Origin of the sequence: Actinomadura alba, from assembly GCF_014323705.1 — a bacterium.
GTDB classification, from domain to species: domain Bacteria; phylum Actinomycetota; class Actinomycetes; order Streptosporangiales; family Streptosporangiaceae; genus Actinomadura_C; species Actinomadura_C alba.
On the sequence record NZ_JABVEC010000031.1, the window covers coordinates 21,356 to 39,143 of the forward strand.

Annotated in this window: 14 protein-coding genes and 1 riboswitch; of the genes, 3 read left to right on the forward strand and 11 right to left on the reverse strand. The window is 71.6% G+C overall.

Features of this window, described 5'->3' with window-relative positions; all coding sequences use genetic code 11:
* Positions 1-8: 8 nt before the first annotated feature.
* A complete protein-coding gene (locus HKK74_RS30245) occupies positions 9-1,178 on the reverse strand; it encodes a tetratricopeptide repeat protein (RefSeq protein WP_187246796.1) in 1,170 nt (389 codons plus the stop codon).
* 109 nt (positions 1,179-1,287) lie between these two features.
* Positions 1,288-4,134, reverse strand: coding sequence for an aminomethyl-transferring glycine dehydrogenase (gcvP, locus tag HKK74_RS30250; RefSeq protein WP_187246797.1), 2,847 nt, complete (start codon positions 4,132-4,134; stop codon positions 1,288-1,290).
* Between the two features lie 112 nt (positions 4,135-4,246).
* Positions 4,247-4,342, reverse strand: a riboswitch (glycine riboswitch).
* Positions 4,343-4,591: 249 nt separating this feature from the next.
* On the opposite strand from gcvP, the gene HKK74_RS30255 reads away from it, so the two are divergent.
* Complete coding sequence (locus tag HKK74_RS30255; RefSeq protein ID WP_312881938.1) at positions 4,592-7,042, forward strand: lysylphosphatidylglycerol synthase domain-containing protein; 2,451 nt, start codon at positions 4,592-4,594, stop codon at positions 7,040-7,042.
* Between the two features lie 208 nt (positions 7,043-7,250).
* Here HKK74_RS30255 and HKK74_RS30260 read toward each other — a convergent pair whose 3' ends face one another.
* The 9 genes from HKK74_RS30260 to clsA form a co-directional block, all read right to left on the reverse strand.
* On the reverse strand, positions 7,251-7,853 hold the full coding sequence (locus HKK74_RS30260) for a MerR family transcriptional regulator (protein WP_187246798.1): 603 nt from the start codon (positions 7,851-7,853) through the stop codon (positions 7,251-7,253).
* A gap of 306 nt (positions 7,854-8,159) precedes the next feature.
* Entirely contained in the window at positions 8,160-8,630 is a 471-nt protein-coding gene (locus HKK74_RS30265; protein ID WP_187246799.1) for a bifunctional nuclease family protein, read from the reverse strand.
* 125 nt (positions 8,631-8,755) lie between these two features.
* Positions 8,756-9,457, reverse strand: a complete 702-nt coding sequence (gene ftsR, locus HKK74_RS30270; protein ID WP_187246800.1) for a transcriptional regulator FtsR — start codon at positions 9,455-9,457, stop codon at positions 8,756-8,758.
* A 33-nt stretch (positions 9,458-9,490) separates the two neighbouring features.
* Positions 9,491-10,018, reverse strand: coding sequence for an FHA domain-containing protein (locus HKK74_RS30275; protein WP_187246801.1), 528 nt, complete (start codon positions 10,016-10,018; stop codon positions 9,491-9,493).
* Positions 10,019-10,224: 206 nt separating this feature from the next.
* Positions 10,225-10,980 (reverse strand): DUF881 domain-containing protein, encoded by a 756-nt coding sequence (locus HKK74_RS30280; RefSeq protein ID WP_187246802.1) that lies wholly within the window; start codon positions 10,978-10,980, stop codon positions 10,225-10,227.
* Positions 10,977-11,309 carry a small basic family protein gene (locus HKK74_RS30285; protein WP_187246803.1) on the reverse strand — a complete coding sequence of 111 codons (333 nt, stop codon included), beginning with the start codon at positions 11,307-11,309 and terminating at the stop codon, positions 10,977-10,979. Before HKK74_RS30285 ends, HKK74_RS30280 begins: the two co-directional genes overlap by 4 nt.
* Positions 11,306-12,226: a DUF881 domain-containing protein gene (locus HKK74_RS30290; RefSeq protein ID WP_187246804.1), complete on the reverse strand. Its 921-nt coding sequence runs from the start codon at positions 12,224-12,226 to the stop codon at positions 11,306-11,308. The genes HKK74_RS30285 and HKK74_RS30290 overlap by 4 nt, the downstream gene beginning before the upstream one ends.
* Positions 12,227-12,302: 76 nt before the next feature.
* Positions 12,303-14,801, reverse strand: a complete 2,499-nt coding sequence (locus HKK74_RS30295) for a mannose-1-phosphate guanyltransferase (protein WP_187246805.1) — start codon at positions 14,799-14,801, stop codon at positions 12,303-12,305.
* 19 nt (positions 14,802-14,820) lie between these two features.
* Positions 14,821-15,489 carry a cardiolipin synthase ClsA gene (gene clsA, locus HKK74_RS30300; RefSeq protein WP_187246806.1) on the reverse strand — a complete coding sequence of 223 codons (669 nt, stop codon included), beginning with the start codon at positions 15,487-15,489 and terminating at the stop codon, positions 14,821-14,823.
* Positions 15,490-15,563: 74 nt separating this feature from the next.
* On the opposite strand from clsA, the gene HKK74_RS30305 reads away from it, so the two are divergent.
* Together HKK74_RS30305 and HKK74_RS30310 are read left to right on the forward strand one after the other, a co-directional pair.
* On the forward strand, positions 15,564-16,103 hold the full coding sequence (locus tag HKK74_RS30305) for an NUDIX hydrolase (protein WP_187246807.1): 540 nt from the start codon (positions 15,564-15,566) through the stop codon (positions 16,101-16,103).
* Between the two features lie 164 nt (positions 16,104-16,267).
* The gene (locus tag HKK74_RS30310; protein ID WP_187246808.1) at positions 16,268-17,752 is read left to right on the forward strand and encodes an MFS transporter; all 1,485 of its coding nucleotides are present in this window, start codon (positions 16,268-16,270) and stop codon (positions 17,750-17,752) included.
* The last annotated feature ends 36 nt before the right edge of the window (positions 17,753-17,788 follow it).

The window sequence follows — 17,788 nt, forward strand, 5'->3', positions numbered from 1 at the left end:
CCGGCGGGCTACCCGCCCGGAGGGTCGGGCCACCGCGGAGGCAGCACCGGCGCCCGCGATCCCATCGCGGCCCTGAGCCGTTCGGCGAAGCTGTCGTGCAGACCGCGACCCCACGCGTACTCGCTGGGCACCCGCACGGCCCGGCCCAGCAGCTCGCGGGTCTCCACGGGGAGATCCGCCACGCCCTCGGCGTAACGCAGCGCGATCAGCGCGTACATGTCGTCGAGCGCGCCGAACACCTCTCCGGTGAGCGAGGGAAGCGTGTTCGCCCGGAGGGCGGACTCGACGTGCGGTTCCCACCACGGTTCGCCGGCCTCGGCTCCGTCTCCTGCCCCGTCACCCGCCTCGTCGCCGGCCGGCAGGTCGCGCCGGAGCCGCGCCCGCACCTGCTCGGCGAGGACGGGATCGGTGAGACCGCGCCGCCAGACCTCGGCGGACTCATCGCCGCGGCCGCGCAGCGGCAGCGTCCGGGCCAGCAGTTCGGTGGCCAGGGCCGCCACCTCGGCGTCGCCGTCTCCGGCCTCGAGTACGGCGCCGAACGCGCCGATCGCCTGGTCGAGGTGGGCGATGCCGATCGCCGCCGCCAGCCGCGCGTAGGCGTACGGAGCGGCGGCGCGGTCAACGAGCCGCAGCGCGTCGGCGAGCACCCGCTGCGCCCGCGCGGACTCGCCCTGTTCCAGTAGCCGGTGGGCGAGGTCGTGCGCGGCGACGGGGGCGTACTCCTCGTCACCGGTGCCGATCGCCCGCTCCCACCACTCACAGGCCGAGGACACGTCGCCCTCGTCGTCGGCGAGCCGCGCGAGCGCGAGGAAGGCCGGGGGAAGGTACGCGGGGTTGCCGAAATCGGCCACGACCCCCCACGCCTCTCCGGCGGGTCCGCGTTCGCCCGCGCGTTCGTGGCTGAGCGCGAGGTGATAGGCCGCACGCGGGCCGTACTCGGCGTCCCTGGTCTCGATCGCGGCCCAGTCGGCCTCCCGGGCGCCCTCAACGTCGCCGAAGTCCTCCAGCACGACGGCGAGCCCGAGGGCGGCCAGCGCCCGCTGCGGAACGTCCCCGAGCTCGAGGACCTCCTCGAACAGCCGGGCGGCGCGTTCGAGGTCACCGCTCTCGGCGAAGCGGCGGGCCTCCTCGCAGCGCAGCGACGGATCCGCGGTCGCCTCGTCGGAAGTCGCGCTCATCACCACGCCCTTGCAGCGGTTCGGCCGGATGCCCGTTGAGCCTACCGATCGCGGCCCCCGGCGTCCCGTGGCGACACCATCACGTCGATGATCCGCGGCCGCACGGTCCTCAGTCCTCGAACGCCTCCGGAGGGGGGCACGAGCAGACCAGGTTGCGGTCACCGTAGGCCTGGTCGACACGGCGCACGGGCGGCCAGTACTTGTTCTCGCGTAGCGACGGCAGCGGGTAGGCCGCCTCCTCCCGCGAGTAGGCGTGCTTCCAGTCCCCCGCGACCAGGCACTCGGCCGTGTGCGGCGCGTGCTTCAGCGGGTTGTCCTGCGGGTCGTACTCGCCGGTCGCGACCTGTTCGATCTCCGACCGGATCGCGATCATGGCGTCGCAGAAGCGGTCGAGCTCGGTGAGGTCCTCGCTCTCGGTCGGCTCGATCATCAGGGTGCCGGCCACCGGGAACGAGAGGGTCGGCGCGTGGAACCCATAGTCGATCAAGCGCTTGGCGACGTCCTCGGCGGTGATCCCCGTCTCCTTGGTGATCTTGCGGAGATCGGCGATGCACTCGTGCGCCACGAGCCCGCCGCGGCCCGTGTAGAGGATCGGGTAGTGCGGGGCGAGCCGCCGGGCCACGTAGTTCGCGGCCAGGATGGCGCCCTCGGTGGCCGCGCGCAGGCCGTCGGGGCCCATCATGGCGATGTACGCCCACGAGATCGGCAGGATGCCCGCGGAACCCCACGGAGCCGCGGAGATCGGTCCGACCCCGGTCGCGGGCCCGGCCTCGGCGCGCAGGGGATGGTTGGGCAGGAACGGCGCCAGGTGCTCGCGCACGCCGACCGGTCCGACGCCCGGGCCACCGCCGCCGTGCGGGATGCAGAACGTCTTGTGCAGGTTCAGGTGCGACACGTCGGCTCCGAACTCACCGAGCCTGGCGAGCCCCACCAGCGCGTTGAGATTGGCGCCGTCGACATAGACCTGACCGCCCGCCTCGTGGACGGCCGCGCACACCTGCGTGATCGTCTCCTCGAAGACGCCGTGCGTCGAGGGGTACGTCACCATGATCGCGGCGAGGTCGTCGCGATGCTTGGCGATCTTGGCGGTCAGGTCGTCGAGGTCGATGTTCCCGCGGTCGTCGCAGGCGACCACCACGACCCGCATGCCGGCCATGACCGCGCTGGCGGCGTTGGTGCCGTGCGCCGAAGAGGGGATCAGGCAGACGGTCCGGCGCGCGTCGCCGCGGGCGTCGTGGTAGGCGCGCACCGCGAGCAGACCGGCCAGCTCGCCCTGCGATCCGGCGTTGGGCTGCACCGACACCCGGCTGTAGCCGGTGATCTCGGCCAGCCGGTCCTCGAGTTCGCCGATCAGCTCGAGATACCCGCGCGCCTGGTCGACCGGCGCGAACGGGTGGATCTGCGCGAACTCGGGCCAGGTGATCGCTTCCATCTCCGAGGTGGCGTTGAGCTTCATCGTGCAGGAGCCCAGCGGGATCATCGAGCGGTCGAGCGCGATGTCCTTGTCCTGCAGCCACCGCAGGTACCGCAGCATCGCGGTCTCGGAGCGGTGGGCGTGGAAGACGGGATGGGTCAGGAAGACGCTGTCTCGCCGCAGGGCGGCGGGGACGGCCGCGGCCGTATCACCGGTCGCACCGGCCGGCCGGCCGACGCCGAACGCCTCCCACACCACGGCGGCGTGCTCGTCGAGGGTGGTCTCGTCGCACGTGATGCCGACGTGGTCGGCGTCGACGGGCCGCAGGTTGACACCCCGTGCCCTTGCCTCGGCGACGATCGTGTCCGCGCGCCCCGGCACCCGGGCCAGCACCGTGTCGAAGAAGGCGTCGTGCACGACCTCGACCCCGCCCTCGCGCAGCCCCGCCGCGATGGCCGCCGCGTGCCCGTGGACCCGCTCGGCGATCGCGGTCAGCCCCTCGGGGCCGTGGTAGACCGCGTACATGCTCGCCATCACGGCCAGCAGCACCTGTGCCGTGCAGATGTTGCTCGTTGCCTTCTCGCGGCGGATGTGCTGCTCGCGGGTCTGCAGCGCGAGCCGGTAGGCCTGCCGGCCGTCCGCGTCGACCGAGACGCCCACGAGCCGGCCCGGCAGCTGGCGCTGGATGCCCTCGCCGACCGCCAGGTAGCCCGCGTGCGGCCCGCCGAAGCCGTACGGCACGCCGAAGCGCTGGGCCGAGCCCACCGCGATGTCGGCGCCGAACTCGCCGGGCGGCCGCAGCAGGGTGAGCGCGAGCAGGTCGGCGGCCACGACGAGCTTGGCGCCGCGCTCGTGCGCCGCCTCGGCCAGCGGCGTGAAATCGCGTACCGCCCCGTCCGCGGCGGGGTACTGCACCAGCACACCGAAGATGTCACCGTCCGGGAGCCCGCCTGCCAGGTCCGCGACGATCACCTCGATGCCGAGCGGTCTGGCCCGGGCCCGTACGACCTCGATCGTCTGCGGCAGCGCGCCGGCGTCCACGAGGAACGTGCCCGGTTCGCGGCGCCGCGAGATCCGGTGCGCCAGGGCCATCGCCTCGGCCGCCGCCGTGCCCTCGTCGAGCATCGACGCGCCCGCGACCGGCAGCCCGGTCAGGTCGCTCACGACGGTCTGGAAGTTCAGCAGGGCCTCCAGCCGGCCCTGGGAGATCTCCGGCTGGTACGGGGTGTAGGCGGTGTACCAGCCCGGGTTCTCGAGGACGTTGCGCTGGATGACGCCGGGGGTGATCGTCCCGTGGTAGCCGAGACCGATCATCGAGGTGAGGACCTCGTTCTGCGCGGCCAGCTCGCGCAGCCTGCGCAGGGTCGCGGTCTCGCTCAGCGCGGGCGGGAGCCGGAGCGGCTCTGCGCTGCGGATGGCCGCGGGCACGGCCTCGTCGATGAGATCGGCGACGTCGGCGTATCCGACGACCTCCAGCATCCGGGCGTGCTCGTCGGGCGAGGGCCCGATGTGGCGGTCGGCGAAGGTGCGCTCAGCGGTCATACGGGAGCCTCCTGGGCTGCTGCGGTGCTCAGGCCGCCACCGGGCGTGCCGGTGGCAGGTCTCCCCCTCTGTCGCCGGCTCCCGGTGGTGGAGCGGCCGACTCCAGAGGTGCCTCGCCCACGCGGTCCTTTTGCCTGAGAGGTTCCGGGGAGGTTGCCCCTTCGGCGCCCCACGCCAGGCGGCGTGGGATCTCTCCCGCACAGGGTCGACGGCCTACTGGGTGAAGCCTACCCAACCACGCCGCCGAGCCGATCAACCGAGCCCGGACCCGGACCCGGGACACGCGGGCGGCTTCCTCGCGGACCAGGTATGGCCCGACAGGGGTGACAAGTACGATGTACCCAGTTCACGCAGGGCCGGGGGCGCGAGGTGCGGGTGCCTCCCGACTGGCTCGCCACGTGTCTGGCGGCCTGATCACGCGTTCACTTCGGACGGGTGTCCAAGAGGGTGGTGACGGGTGGCACGGACGCATCATGAGGTGACGACCCCGGCGGTCGATGAGCCCGGTGGCGTACCCGTGGACGAACCGCCCCGCCCGTGGCGCATCCGCAGGCCCTCCGACGCCATCCGCTTCCTCGCCTTCGCCGTCGCGCTCGGTGTGGTGCTGCTGCTGCCGAGCATCGCCACGCAGACGACCAGCGGCCTGCAGTCCGACATCACCCATGGCACCGATCAAGCGCCGCACTTCCTGTTCAACCTCGCGACCCTCGTGTCGAGTTTCGGCGTGCTCGCCGTCCCGGTCGTCTTCGCGGTCGACCGGTTGATCCGCAGAGACGGGCTGCGGATCGCCGTCGGCCTGCTCGCCGCGGTGCTCGCCCTCGGCGCCACGCTCGGACTGGACGAATGGGTGGCCGGCCCGGGCGGGCCCGCCGACTCGCTGAGCTGGGGCGGCCGCGGCTCCGACCCGCTGCACACCGATATCACCCCGGTGATCGCCTATATCACCGCGGTGCGGCTCGCCGGGCGACCCCGGTGGCAACTGATCACTTGGTCGGTGATCGGACTGGCCGCGCTCGCCGCGCTGACCGCCGGCTTCGCCTCGGTGCTGGCGCTGGTCGCCACCTATGTCCTCGGCCGGACGATCGGCTACGGCACGCTCTACGCCATCGGCACGCCCAACCCGCGGCCGCCCGGCACAGCCGTCGTCACCGCCCTGACCCGCATGGGGCTGATGCCGGTGAGCGCCCGGCGGCTTCCCGACGGCCCCCAGGAGACCCGGCGCTACGGCGTCGAGCTCGCCGACCCCGGCACGACGGGTGAGGACCGCGGCGGCGGCTCCGGACCGCCCGACCCCGCCCTCGACGTCATGGTCCTCGACCGGGACCAGCAGACGGCGGGGCTCCTCTATCGCGTCTGGCGGTACGCCCGGCTGCGCGGCGGCACCAACCGGCGCGCCTTCCGCTCCCTGCGCCGGTCGCTGGAGCAGGAGTCCCTGATGGCCTACGCGGCCGCGGCGGCGGGGGTTCGCACGCCACGGCTGCTCGCCGCCTCCGAGGTCGGCTCCGAGGCCGCGCTGCTGGCGTACGAGTACGTACCCGGGCGCAGGCTCGACGTCCTGGGCGACGACGAGATTACCGACGATCTGCTCACCGCCATCTGGCGGCAGCTGCGGCTGTTGCAGGCCCAGCGGCTGGCGCACCGACGGCTGGAGGCCGAGGGCATCCTCGTCGGCGACGACGGCCAGCCCTACATCGTCGATCTGCGGGCCGGCGAGATCGCCGCCAGCGATCTCGTCCTCAGGCTCGACCTGGCCCAGCTTCTCACCACCCTTGCCCTGCGGGTCGGCCCCGAGCGCGCCGTGAGCAGCGCGGCCGGCGTGCTCGGCACCGACACGCTCGTCGCGACCGTGCCGATGCTTCAGCAGGTCGCGCTCAACCGCGAGACCCGGTCGACGCTGCAGCGCGAGAAGGAGCTGCTGACCCGGATCCGCGAGCAGATCCTGCGGCTGCGGCCCGAGATCGACGTCGAACCGGTCCGGCTGGAGCGGTTCCGCCCGCGCACCCTGGTCACCATCATCGCCGGCGCGGCCGGCACCTACTTTCTGCTGTCCCAGCTCAGCAACGTCGACCTGGGCCGGCTCATCGCGCGCTCCGACTGGCAGTGGACGGCGGTCGGGCTGGTCGCCTCCGGCGTGACCTTCCTCGCGGCCGCGATGATGCTGATCGGGTTCGTCCCGGAACGGCTCCCCCTGGGCCGGACGATCCTGGTACAGCTCGCCGCCTCGTTCGTGAAGCTGGTCGCGCCCGCGGCGGTCACCGGGGTGGCCGTCAACAGCCGCTACCTCCAGCGCTCCGGAGTACGGCCGGGTCCCGCCGTCGCCAGCGTCGGCGCCTCACAGCTGTCCGGGATGGTGGTGCACGTCCTGCTGCTGGTGGTGTTCGGCTTCGTCACCGGCTCGTCGCAGAACGCCAAGGACCTCGCGCCGTCCCGCACGGTCGTGATCGTCCTACTCGGGGTGGGCGTGCTGTCCGCGGCCGCCGCCGCCATACCCCGGGTGCGGCGCCTGGTCGTCTCGCGGCTGCGGCCGATGCTCTCCGGCGTCGTGCCACGGCTGGTCGACGTGATCCAGACACCCAAGAAGATCGTGACCGGCCTGGGCGGCATCCTGCTGCTGTCGACGGCATTCATCGTGTGCCTGGACGCCTCCATCCGCGCCGTCGGCGGCTCGCTGCCCTGGACCGTGATCATCATCGTGTTCCTCACCGGCAACGCGCTGGGCTCGGCCGCCCCCACGCCCGGCGGCCTGGGCGCGGTCGAGGGCGCCCTCTCGCTGGGCCTGACACTGTCGGGGCTGCCGGTCGAGACCGCGACCTCGGCGGTGCTGCTGTTCCGGCTGCTGACCTTCTGGCTGCCCGTACTGCCCGGCTGGGCCGCGTTCGCCTACCTCCAGCGCAAGAAGGCCATCTGAGCGTTACCAAAGAGATCTACGCCGTGGAGCGACCGATGTCCCGGCGGTGCCCCGACTGAAGAGGCCGCTCGGGGCGCGGCGCTGTCTGGACTGAGGAGCGAAGGGAGCCTGCGACCGGAGCGACGAGGGAAGACAGCGCCGCAAAGCGCCCCGAGCCGCGCGAGCGGAGCGAGCGCCATGAACACCGCCGCGCCGGAGGCGCGGCAATCTACACGGTTCTGCGCCGCCGGCGGTGCGCCAGCTCGTCGTGGGGGTGCTCGTCGCCGGTGTCGCCGTCGGGCACGGCCCGTTCGGCGGGTAGTTCGGCCAGGCTGCCCTCGACCTCGCGCCAGACACGCCCGAGCGCGATCCCGAAGACGCCCTGGCCACCCTGGAGCAGATCGACGACCTCGTCCGGGGAGGTGCACTCGTAGACGCTCACGCCGTCGCTCATCAAGGTGATCTGGGCGAGGTCGCGCACCCCGCGGTTGCGCAGGTGCGACACCGCCGTGCGTATCTGCTGGAGCGAAACACCGGTGTCGAGCAACCGCTTGACGACCTTGAGCACGAGGATGTCGCGGAAGCTGTAGAGCCGCTGGCTGCCCGATCCGTGGGCCGGGCGGACACTGGGCTCGACCAGGGCCGTACGCGCCCAGTAGTCGAGCTGCCGGTAGGTGATCCCGGCGGCCGAGCACGCGGTCGGGCCGCGGTAGCCGACGTCCTCGGGGGGAGCCGACACGTCGGTGTCGAACAGCAGCCCTTGCTCTCCGGCGCGCTGGGACGCGGTGTGCCTGTCGTGGGTCACATTGCCCTCGCCGCTGCTCGCCGCCACGCGGACCTCCGGCTTCTGTCAGCCGCGGCGTTCCGTCAAGGGGGTTCGACGAATCACACCACGGGTGTTCCACCAGCACGGTAGGTGCCGGTCAGAGTGTGGTCAACGTTCATCGTCGGCGCGTCGCATGCCCGGATGAACCGGCTTCACGTGGGCAAACTGCGCACGTCGCCGCCCACTGACAACCTACCCAGATCCGGGTGGTCCGGAACCGAGCGTGACCTGCGTGACCTGTACGGCCGCAAACAAGCGTCCCCGCACGGGCGTGACGCGGGGTGCGCGGGCGGCGACGAAGCCGACCGGATGTTAGCCGGCCCGGCCGAAATCGTCCGGCGAGATCGTGTTGAGGAACTCGCGGAACTTCTCGACCTCGTCCTCCTGCTCGTCGGGGATCGAGACCCCGGCCTCCTCCAGGACGTCCTCACTGGCGAAGATGGCCGCCCCGGTGCGCAGCGCCAGGGCGATCGAGTCGGAGGGCCGGGCACTCACCTCGACACCATTGGAGAAGATCAGATCCGCGAAGAAGATCCCTTCGCGGAGCGCGGTGATGTTCACGGTGTTCAGCTGCACGTCCAGGGCCTCGATGACGTCCCGGAACAGATCATGGGTGAGCGGACGCGCAGGAAGCACGCCCTGCTGGGCGAAGGCGATCGCCGTCGCCTCCACCGCTCCGATCCAGATGGGCAGGTAGCGGTCGCCGTCCGTCTCCTTCAACAGGACGATCGGCTGATTGGAGGGCATCTCGACCCGGACGCCGACGACCTCCATCTGCTTCACGGCGGCTCCCCAGCGAAAGTAGGCTGCGCTCCAGATCTTGTTACTGGACCTTGTAGCCAACGTACACCTAGGTCCGGAGGGTCCGGCGACTCGAAGGGCCGGTAAGCGCCTCCTCGTCCCCGAAGCTAGCGATTGAGGCTTTCCCGAAGCCCCGCCGAGACAAGGGCCGCGTGCAGTTTCACCGACAGGGCCGCGATCTCATTGGCGGTCTCGTCGGCCCGGGCGTGCGCACCCGGGCTGCGCTGCCGCAGCAGTGGGCCGACGACCTGTTCGATGAGGCCGACCTCGCGGTCGGCCGCCGCCTTCACGGCGCGCAGGTGCCGCGCCTCGAAACCGAAGACCCCGAGCGCGGCGGCCGTGCGCGCCACCGTCAGCGCGTCTCCGTCATAGTGGGAGCCGAGCCTGCGGACGAGCCCGAACTCCTCCAGCCGAGCCAGGAAGGCCTCGTCGACGCCGGCTCCATCGATGAGCTGCCGGCGGGTCAGCCGTACGTCCGGCTCCTCGGCCGTCGTGTCGGCCGCCACCAGCGTGCGCGGTCCGCGGCGGGCCGGCGGTGCGGCGTCGGCTCCCCGGTCCCGTGCCTCCAGCCGTTCCTTTATCACCCGGAGCGGCAGATAATGATCACGTTGAGCCGCCAGGATGAACCGCAGCCGCTCGATGTCGGACTGGCTGAACTTCCGGTAGCCCGCCGGGCTGCGCTCCGGCTCGACCAGCCCCTCGGCCTCCAAGAAACGGATCTTGGAGATGGTGACATCCGGGAACTCCGCCCGAAGCCGGCCGAGCACGTCCCCGATCGTCATGTGGGCCTGGGCAGCGTGAGCGTTCATGGCCTTCCCGTCGGTCGCCGCGTCCCCTACCTCTCAGACGTGCTGCGGGTTGGTGAGGAACACCAACCGGAACTTGCCGATCTGCACCTCGTCGCCGCCGGACAGGCCGGCCTCGTCGATGCGCTCGCGGTTCACGTACGTGCCGTTGAGGCTGCCGACGTCCCTGACGGAGAACGAGGTCCCCCGCCGGCTGAACTCGGCGTGCCTGCGGGACACGGTCACATCGTCGAGGAAGATGTCGCTCTCGGGGTGGCGCCCCGCCGAGGTGCTCTCGCTGTCGAGCAGGAATCGGCTTCCGGCGTTCGGCCCCCGCTTGACCACGAGCAGCGCCGTGCCCGGTGGCAGTGCCTCGACGGCCATCTGGTCAGGACCGAGTTCCTCACCCTGCTCGCCCTCCAGAGCCGCCTCGAGCCCGCTCAGCGAGATGGTGGATGTGGACTCACCCGGCCGTTCCGCCGGCGCGGGTGGCACACCCCTCATGAGAGGGGTGCCGCAGTTCGAGCAGAAGCGGGCATCATCCGGGTTGGCGTGACCACACTGCGTGCAGTAGACGCTCGGCATCGATCGGCTCGGCCTCCTACCTTCGGCGCGCCTCCGGCACGCCCACTACTCCCCCGCCCGCCAAATACGACGGTTGCCGCAACTTAAGCGTGCAAGGCCTGAAGGGTCAACTGGACTCGGTCGCCCTCAAGCTACCTTCGACGGTGATCGCGGGTCTATGCTGCCGCGCGGACGACCTGCGATCACTACCCCCGGCAAGTTCCACCCTAAGACCGTACCGCGCTCACCGAGATCCTTTGATGCTGAGTGATCGATCCGTTCGCCCCGGCCCCCATAAGCGTCTTCATGACTCCGCCGGGGATGTTGAGCGCGGTGGCCAGGGTGTGCGGGTCCCCGATCGCGACGAACCGGTAGGGGGCCTGGAGCCGCCGCCCGTCCACCTCGACACCACCGCCGGGCGAGTCCAGGAAGTGGCTGTCGACGCCGATCCGGACGTCGTTGACCTGGATGACCTCGGCACCGGCGTCACGCAGTTCCTGGAGCGTGTCTAGCAGGACGTCGGCGCGGACCCGGCGCGACGGGTCGGTGATGTCCAGCGTGATGCCCGGGCCGACGGCGGGGAGCGTGCCCGCCAGGAGGCCATAGGTGTGGGCTCGCTCGCGCGCCTCCTCGAGGGCGGTCTCACCCTGCCCGTCCCGTTCGAGGCTCGCCTTGGTGCCCTCAAGGTCGCGGATGTCGCCGCGGAGCCGCTCAGAGCGCCGGGAGAGGTCGGACAGGATGCCGACCAGCTCGTCCTGCCGGGCGGTCACGAATCCGGTGTCGGCCTTGGTGGACTTCACCTGCGCGACGGCCGCGAACCCGAGCAGCAGGCAGAGCAGGCCCACGACCAGCTGGGCCCGGTTCGCCCTCGGCCAGAGCATCGCCCGCAGCCCCGCCGCCTCGCTCGGAGGCCCCGAGGCGGACGGCGGCGCGCCGCGTTCCTCGTCCGCCTCCGGCGGCTTCGTCTCCGGCCGCCCGCTCATGCCTTGAACAGCTTTCTGCGGATGGCGGCGACGTTGGAGAAGATCCGGATGCCGAGGACCACCACGACCCCGGTGGACAGCTGGGAGCCGACCCCGAGCTGATCGCCGAGGAAGACGATGAGCGCGGCGATGATGGTGTTGCTCAGGAAGGAAACGACGAAGACCTTCTCGTCGAAGATGCCCTCGAGCCTGGCCCGCAGACCCCCGAACATCGCGTCCAGCGCGGCGACGATCGCGATGGGAAGGTACGGCTGCAGCCAGAGCGGCACGGTCGGCTGCAGCAGCAACCCGAGCAGGACCCCGGCGACGAGGCCGATCAGTGCGATCACCCGCTGGTCTCCTCACGCGCATACCGAAGCCGCAGCGCCCCCGCCGCCGGCAGCCGGGCTCCGCGCTTCGTGTGAACGTCGGCACGGATGCCGAACTGGTCCTCCAACGCCCGCAGATGACGGTTCGCCGACGAGTCGCCGAAGGCCGCCCTCAGACGGTCGCGATCACCGAGCGCGGTGACCTCGTACGGTGGCGACAGCGGCCGGTAGTCGACCAGGATGGCCTCCCCCGCGGACCTGATCGCCGTCGTCGAGGTCAGCCGCTGGCCGTTGATGCCGATCGCGGTCGCGCCCGCCGCCCAGAGCCCGTTGACCAGGATCTGCAGGTCCTGATCGTAGACCCGGCCGGTCGGTGGCCGGTCATCGCCGTCCGCGCCGCCTGGGGCGTCGTCGAGGGTGACCACCAGCGCCCCGCCCGACGCGGATGTCGCCGCCGCGGCGGCGGCCACCCGCGCGAGCTCGCCCCGGGTCCTGCGGCCGGCGTCGCTGCGGGTCAGGGCGACGGCACGGAGACGCTCGGTCTCGAGACGCAGATCCTCCAGCCGCCGCTGCAGCGCGTCGGTCTCGGACGTACGACCACGGATCTCGCCGACGAGCCGGGCCCGCTCCTTATGCGCCACCGGTTCGCTGCGGCGTACCTCCTCGACGGCCACTGCCAGGAGCAGGCCCACGACGACCAGCACGGCCACGAAGAAGCTGTGGCGCGCCAACGGGCCGGGCCGGGACGCGCCCGGCGCCGCGCCGTCCGCCGTGCTCCCCGCCGCGCTCTCCGCCGCGGCGGCGCGGCGCTCCGCGGCCTCGGCGTAACCCGGGTCGAGCGCCTTGCCGGCGAACAGGTCGGCGAGCAGGGACATCGACGCGTCCGGGCGGCGCCAGCCCCCGGGCGCCCGCTCACGCCGTTCTTCCCGCTCGGTCACCTCGTCATTCTGGCAAGGACCTCCCGGTGCTCGGGCCGTCCGCCGGTGAGACGGGACCTCGTGAGCCGGCCGCGGATCAGGCGCCGACGCGCTCGACCACGGCGGCCCACTGCTCCAGCAGGGCCTGGGCACTGTCGGTGTCGGGGCCCTCTGCCCACACGTGAGTGACCGCCTCGGCCGGGTCGGGCAGCACCAGCACCCACCGGCCGTCCTCTTCCACGACCCGTACACCGTCGGTGGTGTCGATCGTGCGGTCGCCGGCCTCCTCGACGATGTGGCGCATGACGCTCCCCTTGGCCGCCCACGGCGTCGGCACCGACCGCCGGAGCAGGTGCGCCTCGGGGATGCGCTCGTCGATCTGGGACAGCGTCAGCCGCGTGCGCGCCACCAGGCCGAGCAGCCGGATGAACGCGGCAACGCCGTCGACCGTCTTGCTGAACTCCGGGATCACGAATCCGCCCCGGCCGTCGCCGGCGAAGATGATGTCGGGCGCGGCGGCCGCCTTGGTCAGCACGTCCTGGGACGTCGAGGTCCACTCCACCTCGACCCCGTGGAACCGGCACACCTGCTCGGCGACCCGGGTGGTCGTCACCGGCAGCGCCACCCGCCCGCCGCGCCGCTCGGCCGCGACCAGGTCGAGCATCACCAGCAGGGCCCTGTCGTCGCTGATCAGCTTTCCGGTCTCGTTGACCAGCGAGATCCGCTCGGCCACGGGGTCGAAGCGCACCCCGAAGGCGGCCCGTGACGACGACACCAGCTCACCAAGACGCTGAAGGTCGCGCATGCGCTCCGCGAGGGTCTCGGTCGGCGAGGCCTCGTCAAGGGCGTTGTTCCGGGTGAGGACGTCGACGCCGACGCGGCCGAGTACGCTCGGCACCACCAGTGATCCCACGCCCCCCGCGCAGTCGAGCACGACCTTGAGCTCGGCGTCACGTACGCCGCCGATGTCCACGCAGCCCACCAGGTCACGGGAGTAGGTCTCGACGACGCGCGGAGGGTAGCTCAGCTCGGCGATCTCGCCGGGGAACGCCCGGCGGTACTCCTGCCGGCCGAACACCCGCTCCAGCTTGCGCTGCGCGTTCTGGGACAGGTCGCACCCGTCCTCGTCCATGAACATGATGTCGACGCCCTGGGGATCGCCCGGGGTGGTCCGGATGAGGATGCCGCCCACGGCGTCGGTGCGGGCCGTCTCGTAGCGGGCGACCGGGACCGTGCTGGCCTCCAGATCGTGGACGTTGATGGCGCTGGCGGTCAGCGCGCTGATCGCCGCGCGCTTGAGGGTACGGGCGGCGCGGCTGGCGTCACGCGACGTCGTGACCATCGCGCCCTTCTTGAGCGAGGTGGCGTAGGCACTGGTCAGCCGCACCACCAGCTCCGGGGTGATCTCGACGTTGACGAGCCCGGAGACCCCGCGGGGGCCGAACAGGTTGCGCTGCCCGCGGGACTCCCAGATCACGCTGGTGTTGACGACCGCGCCGGCCTCGACCGTCTTGAACGGATAGATCTTGACGTCGCTGGAGACGTAGGCCTCCGCCTCGATGACGCACTCGTCCCCGACGATCGCGCCTTCCTCGACCCGCGTGCCGGCCATCAGGTCGGTGTTCTTGCCGATCACACAGCCGCGGAGGTTGGTGGAGGGCCCGACGAAGACGTTGTCGTGCACGACGGCCCGGTGCAGGAAGGCGCCCTCCTTGACGACCACGTTGCTGCCGAGCACGGTGAACTCGCGCAGTTCGGCTCCCGCCTCGACCTTGGCGTAGTCACCGACGTAGAGGGGGCCCTTGAGGACCGCCTCGGGGTCGACGTCGGCGCCCTCGGCGACCCAGACTCCCGGCGAGACCTCGAACCCGTCGATCTCCACGTCGATCTTCCCGGAGAGCATGTCGGCCTGCGCCTTGAGATAGCTCTCGTGGGTACCGACGTCCTCCCAGTAACCGTCGGCGATGTAGCCGTACAGCGGGGCGCCCTCCTGCAGGAGCTTCGGGAAGACGTCGCTGGACCAGTCGACGGACTGCCCCGGCGGGAAGTGGTCCAGGACCTCGGGCTCCATCACGTAGATACCGGTGTTGACGGTGTCGGAGAAGACCTGTCCCCACGTGGGCTTCTCCAGGAACCGCTGGATGCGGCCCTCTTCGTCCACGATGATGATCCCGAACTCGAGTGGATTGGGGACCCGCTTGAGGCCGATGGTCACCATGGCGCCGTTCTTCTTGTGGAACCGCACCATGTCGGACAGGTCGATGTCGGTGAGCGCGTCCCCGGAGATCACCAGGAAGCGCTCGTCGCGCAGCGCGTCCTGGGCGTTCTTGACGCTGCCCGCGGTGCCGAGCGGCATCTCCTCCGTCGCGTAGTGGAGCGACATCCCCAGTTCTTCCCCGTCGCCGAAGTAGTTGCGGATCAGCGCGGCGAGGAATTGAACAGTGACGACGGTCTCGGTGAACCCGTGCCGCTTCAGCAGCCGCAGCACGTGCTCCATGATCGGCCGATTGATTACGGGCAACAACGGCTTGGGCTGGTTCGCGGTCATCGGACGCAGTCGCGTCCCCTCACCACCTGCCATGACAACGGCCTTCATCGAGTCGCCCCAGCTCCTCTCATGCCCCTGTTCCAGGGGTTCGGCCCCCGACCTGAGACGGATCGGCGGCCTGGAGCCCGCGATCCGGATCCAGCGGCGGGGTTGTCCGGCCGCCCAGCAGGCGCCGCACCTGAACGGCATAGAGCGCCGCCGCCCACCAGTACAGTGCCGTTCCCCAAATGGCGAAAGCCCAACCGATGATCTTGGCGGTCGCCGCGGCCCCGCCGGGATGATCTCCCCACAGCAGCAGCGGGAAGGCATAGAGCAGGCACAACGTCGCCGCCTTGCCCACGAAGTGCACCGGGAACGCCTCGTACCCGAGCCGCCGCATGACGGCCAGCAACAGGGCCATGAAAAGCTCTCGCGCCAGGAGCAGCGCGGTCAGCCAGAGTGGGACGATGTCGCGGATGGTCAGCCCGACGAGCGTCGCGAAGATGTAGAGCCGGTCGGCGGCGGGGTCGAGCACGGCGCCCAGCCGGCTGAACTGGTTCAGCATCCGGGCGAGCCGCCCGTCGAGCCAGTCCGACAGCCCCGCGGCGACGAGCAGGCCGAGGGCCCACCAGTCAGCCTCGATCAGGACGAGCCAGAAGAACACCGGGACGGCGAGCAGGCGCGCCAGGCTGAGCGCGTTCGGCACCGTCCAAACGCGGTCAGGCGCCTGCTCGAGCTCAGTGCTCTGCTCACTCACGGTGGTGCGTCTCCTTGCCGTTGCCCCCGACCCTATCCGCCGCCCCGCCCGCCCTAGCGATAGCGTCCCGGGTCATGCGCTGGACTTTTCACGGGGAACGATCCATCTACCGCAGCCCGTGGCTCGATGTCCGCCTGGCCGATGTGGAGTTGCCGGACGGCCGCCGCTTCGAGCACCACCTTGTCCGGGTCCGGCCATCGGCCGGGGTGGCCGCCGTTGACGGCCTCGGGCGGGTCCTGCTGATCTGGCGGCACCGGTTCATCCCCGACGCCTGGGGATGGGAGATCCCCGGTGGGCGGGTCGAGCCCGGCGAGGACCCCGCGCAGGCCGCCGCCCGCGAAGTGGTGGAGGAGACCGGCTGGCGACCCGGCGAGCTCCGCCCGCTGCTCGACATCCGGCCGTCACCAGGCCTGACGGACGGCCTTCACCACCTGTTCCTCGCGGACGGCGCCACGCTCGTCGGCGAGCCCACCGACGTCGAGGCCGAGCGCGTCGAATGGGTGCCCCTCAGCGACGTGCCCGGGCTGATCTCCCGCGGTGAGATCGTGGCCGGCTCGACCATCTCGGCCCTCCTCTACCTGCTGGCCACGGCCGGCGGCGACGCGCCCGCGTGACCTGAACCCCGCCGCGCCCGATCACGGGGTGATCGAGCGCCGGTCGAGGTGGATACCGGGCTACGATGCGCTCCACGTCCCCGACGAGCACAGGTGCCGCGCCTCGCCGGAGCGGCTCGCGGGCGCCGTCCACGGGAAGTGCGGCAGAGGCCAGGAGAGACCGCGTGACCGAGGCACCGCGCGACCCCGCCCGCCGTCGAGGGGCCGGGAAGCACGCGGCGCCACGCCGCCGGAACCGCTCCCGTCCCCCGCCCCCGGGCCGGCACCGCTGGCCGGCGCTCGCGGTCGTGCTGCTCGCCGCGTTCATGGACCTGGTCGACGTCACGATCGTCAACGTGGCCCTGCCCCGCATCCACGACGACCTCGGCGGCTCGCGGTCGGCCGGTCAGTGGGTCGTCGCCGGGTACGCCCTGGCGTTCGCGCTGACCCTCGTCACCGGAGGACGGCTCGGTGACATCGCCGGACGGCAGAAGATCTTCCTGATCGGAGTGCTCGGCTTCACGGCGGCCTCGGCCGCGGCCGGCGCCGCCGTCTCGCCCGGGATGCTCGTCGCCGCTCGCGTCGCTCAGGGCGTCTTCGGCGGGATCATGGTGCCCCAGGTGATGTCGGTGATCACGACACAGTTCCCGGTCGGGCGGGCGCGGACGACCGCACTCAGCCTGAGCGGCCTGGTGCTCGGCCTGGCCACGGTCAGCGGCCCGCTCCTCGGCGGCCTGCTCACCTCCGTCGACGCCTTCGGCCTCGGCTGGCGCCTGGTCTTCTACGTGAACGTGCCGGTCGGTCTGATCGCGCTGGCCGGCGGCGCGCTCTGGCTGCGGGAGTCCCGGTCCGAGCAGCCGGCCCGGCTGGACCTGCCCGGCGTGTTCCTGCTGGCCGCCGCGTCCCTGCTCCTGCTCGGCCCGCTGCTGCAGGGCCGGGAGCTGCACTGGCCGTGGTGGCTGCTCGCCGCCCTGGCCATGAGCCTGCCGGTCACGGCCCTGTTCGTACGGCACGAACGACGCCGCGAACGATCGGGCGGCTCCCCGCTGGTGCCGCCTCGGCTGTTCGGCGAACGCTCGTTCACCCGCGGCACCGTGCTCAGCACGGCGCTGAACTCCAGCACCACGTGCTACTACCTCGCGCTGACCTGGGCGCTGCAGAGCGGGCTCGGGTGGAGCCCGCTGCGCCTGGGGCTGACCTTGCTGGCCTGGCCGCTCGGGATCGCGTGCACCGGGCAGTTCACCAACTGGTACGGCCACCGGGCGGCCCGGCTGTTCGTCGGGGTCGGGTCGAGCGTGATGATCCCCGGCCTGCTCGGCCTCGTGTTCGCCCTCCACTGGCACGGCACCGGGCTGCGGAGCGCGGACATCGTGCCATGGCTGTTCCTCAGCGGGATCGGCATGGGGATGATCGCCCCCGTGCTGCCGCACGTGACGCTGAGGAACGTGCCCGCGGCCCTCGCGGGAGCCGCCTCGGGCGTGCTCAACTCGGCCAACCAGATGGGCGCCGCGATGGGTGCCGCGGTCACGGCGACGATCTTCTTCGCCGGCGCCCCGGTGAGCCCCGCCGATCACCTGCGCGCCGCCGAGCGGACCCTCCTGTACAGTTTCGCAATTCTCGCGGTCACCGCCGGCGTGTCACTGGTCCCCAGGTACCGTCGCCGGCGATGACCGCCCGGTGGTTTCCGCCATGTCCGCGCGCAGAAC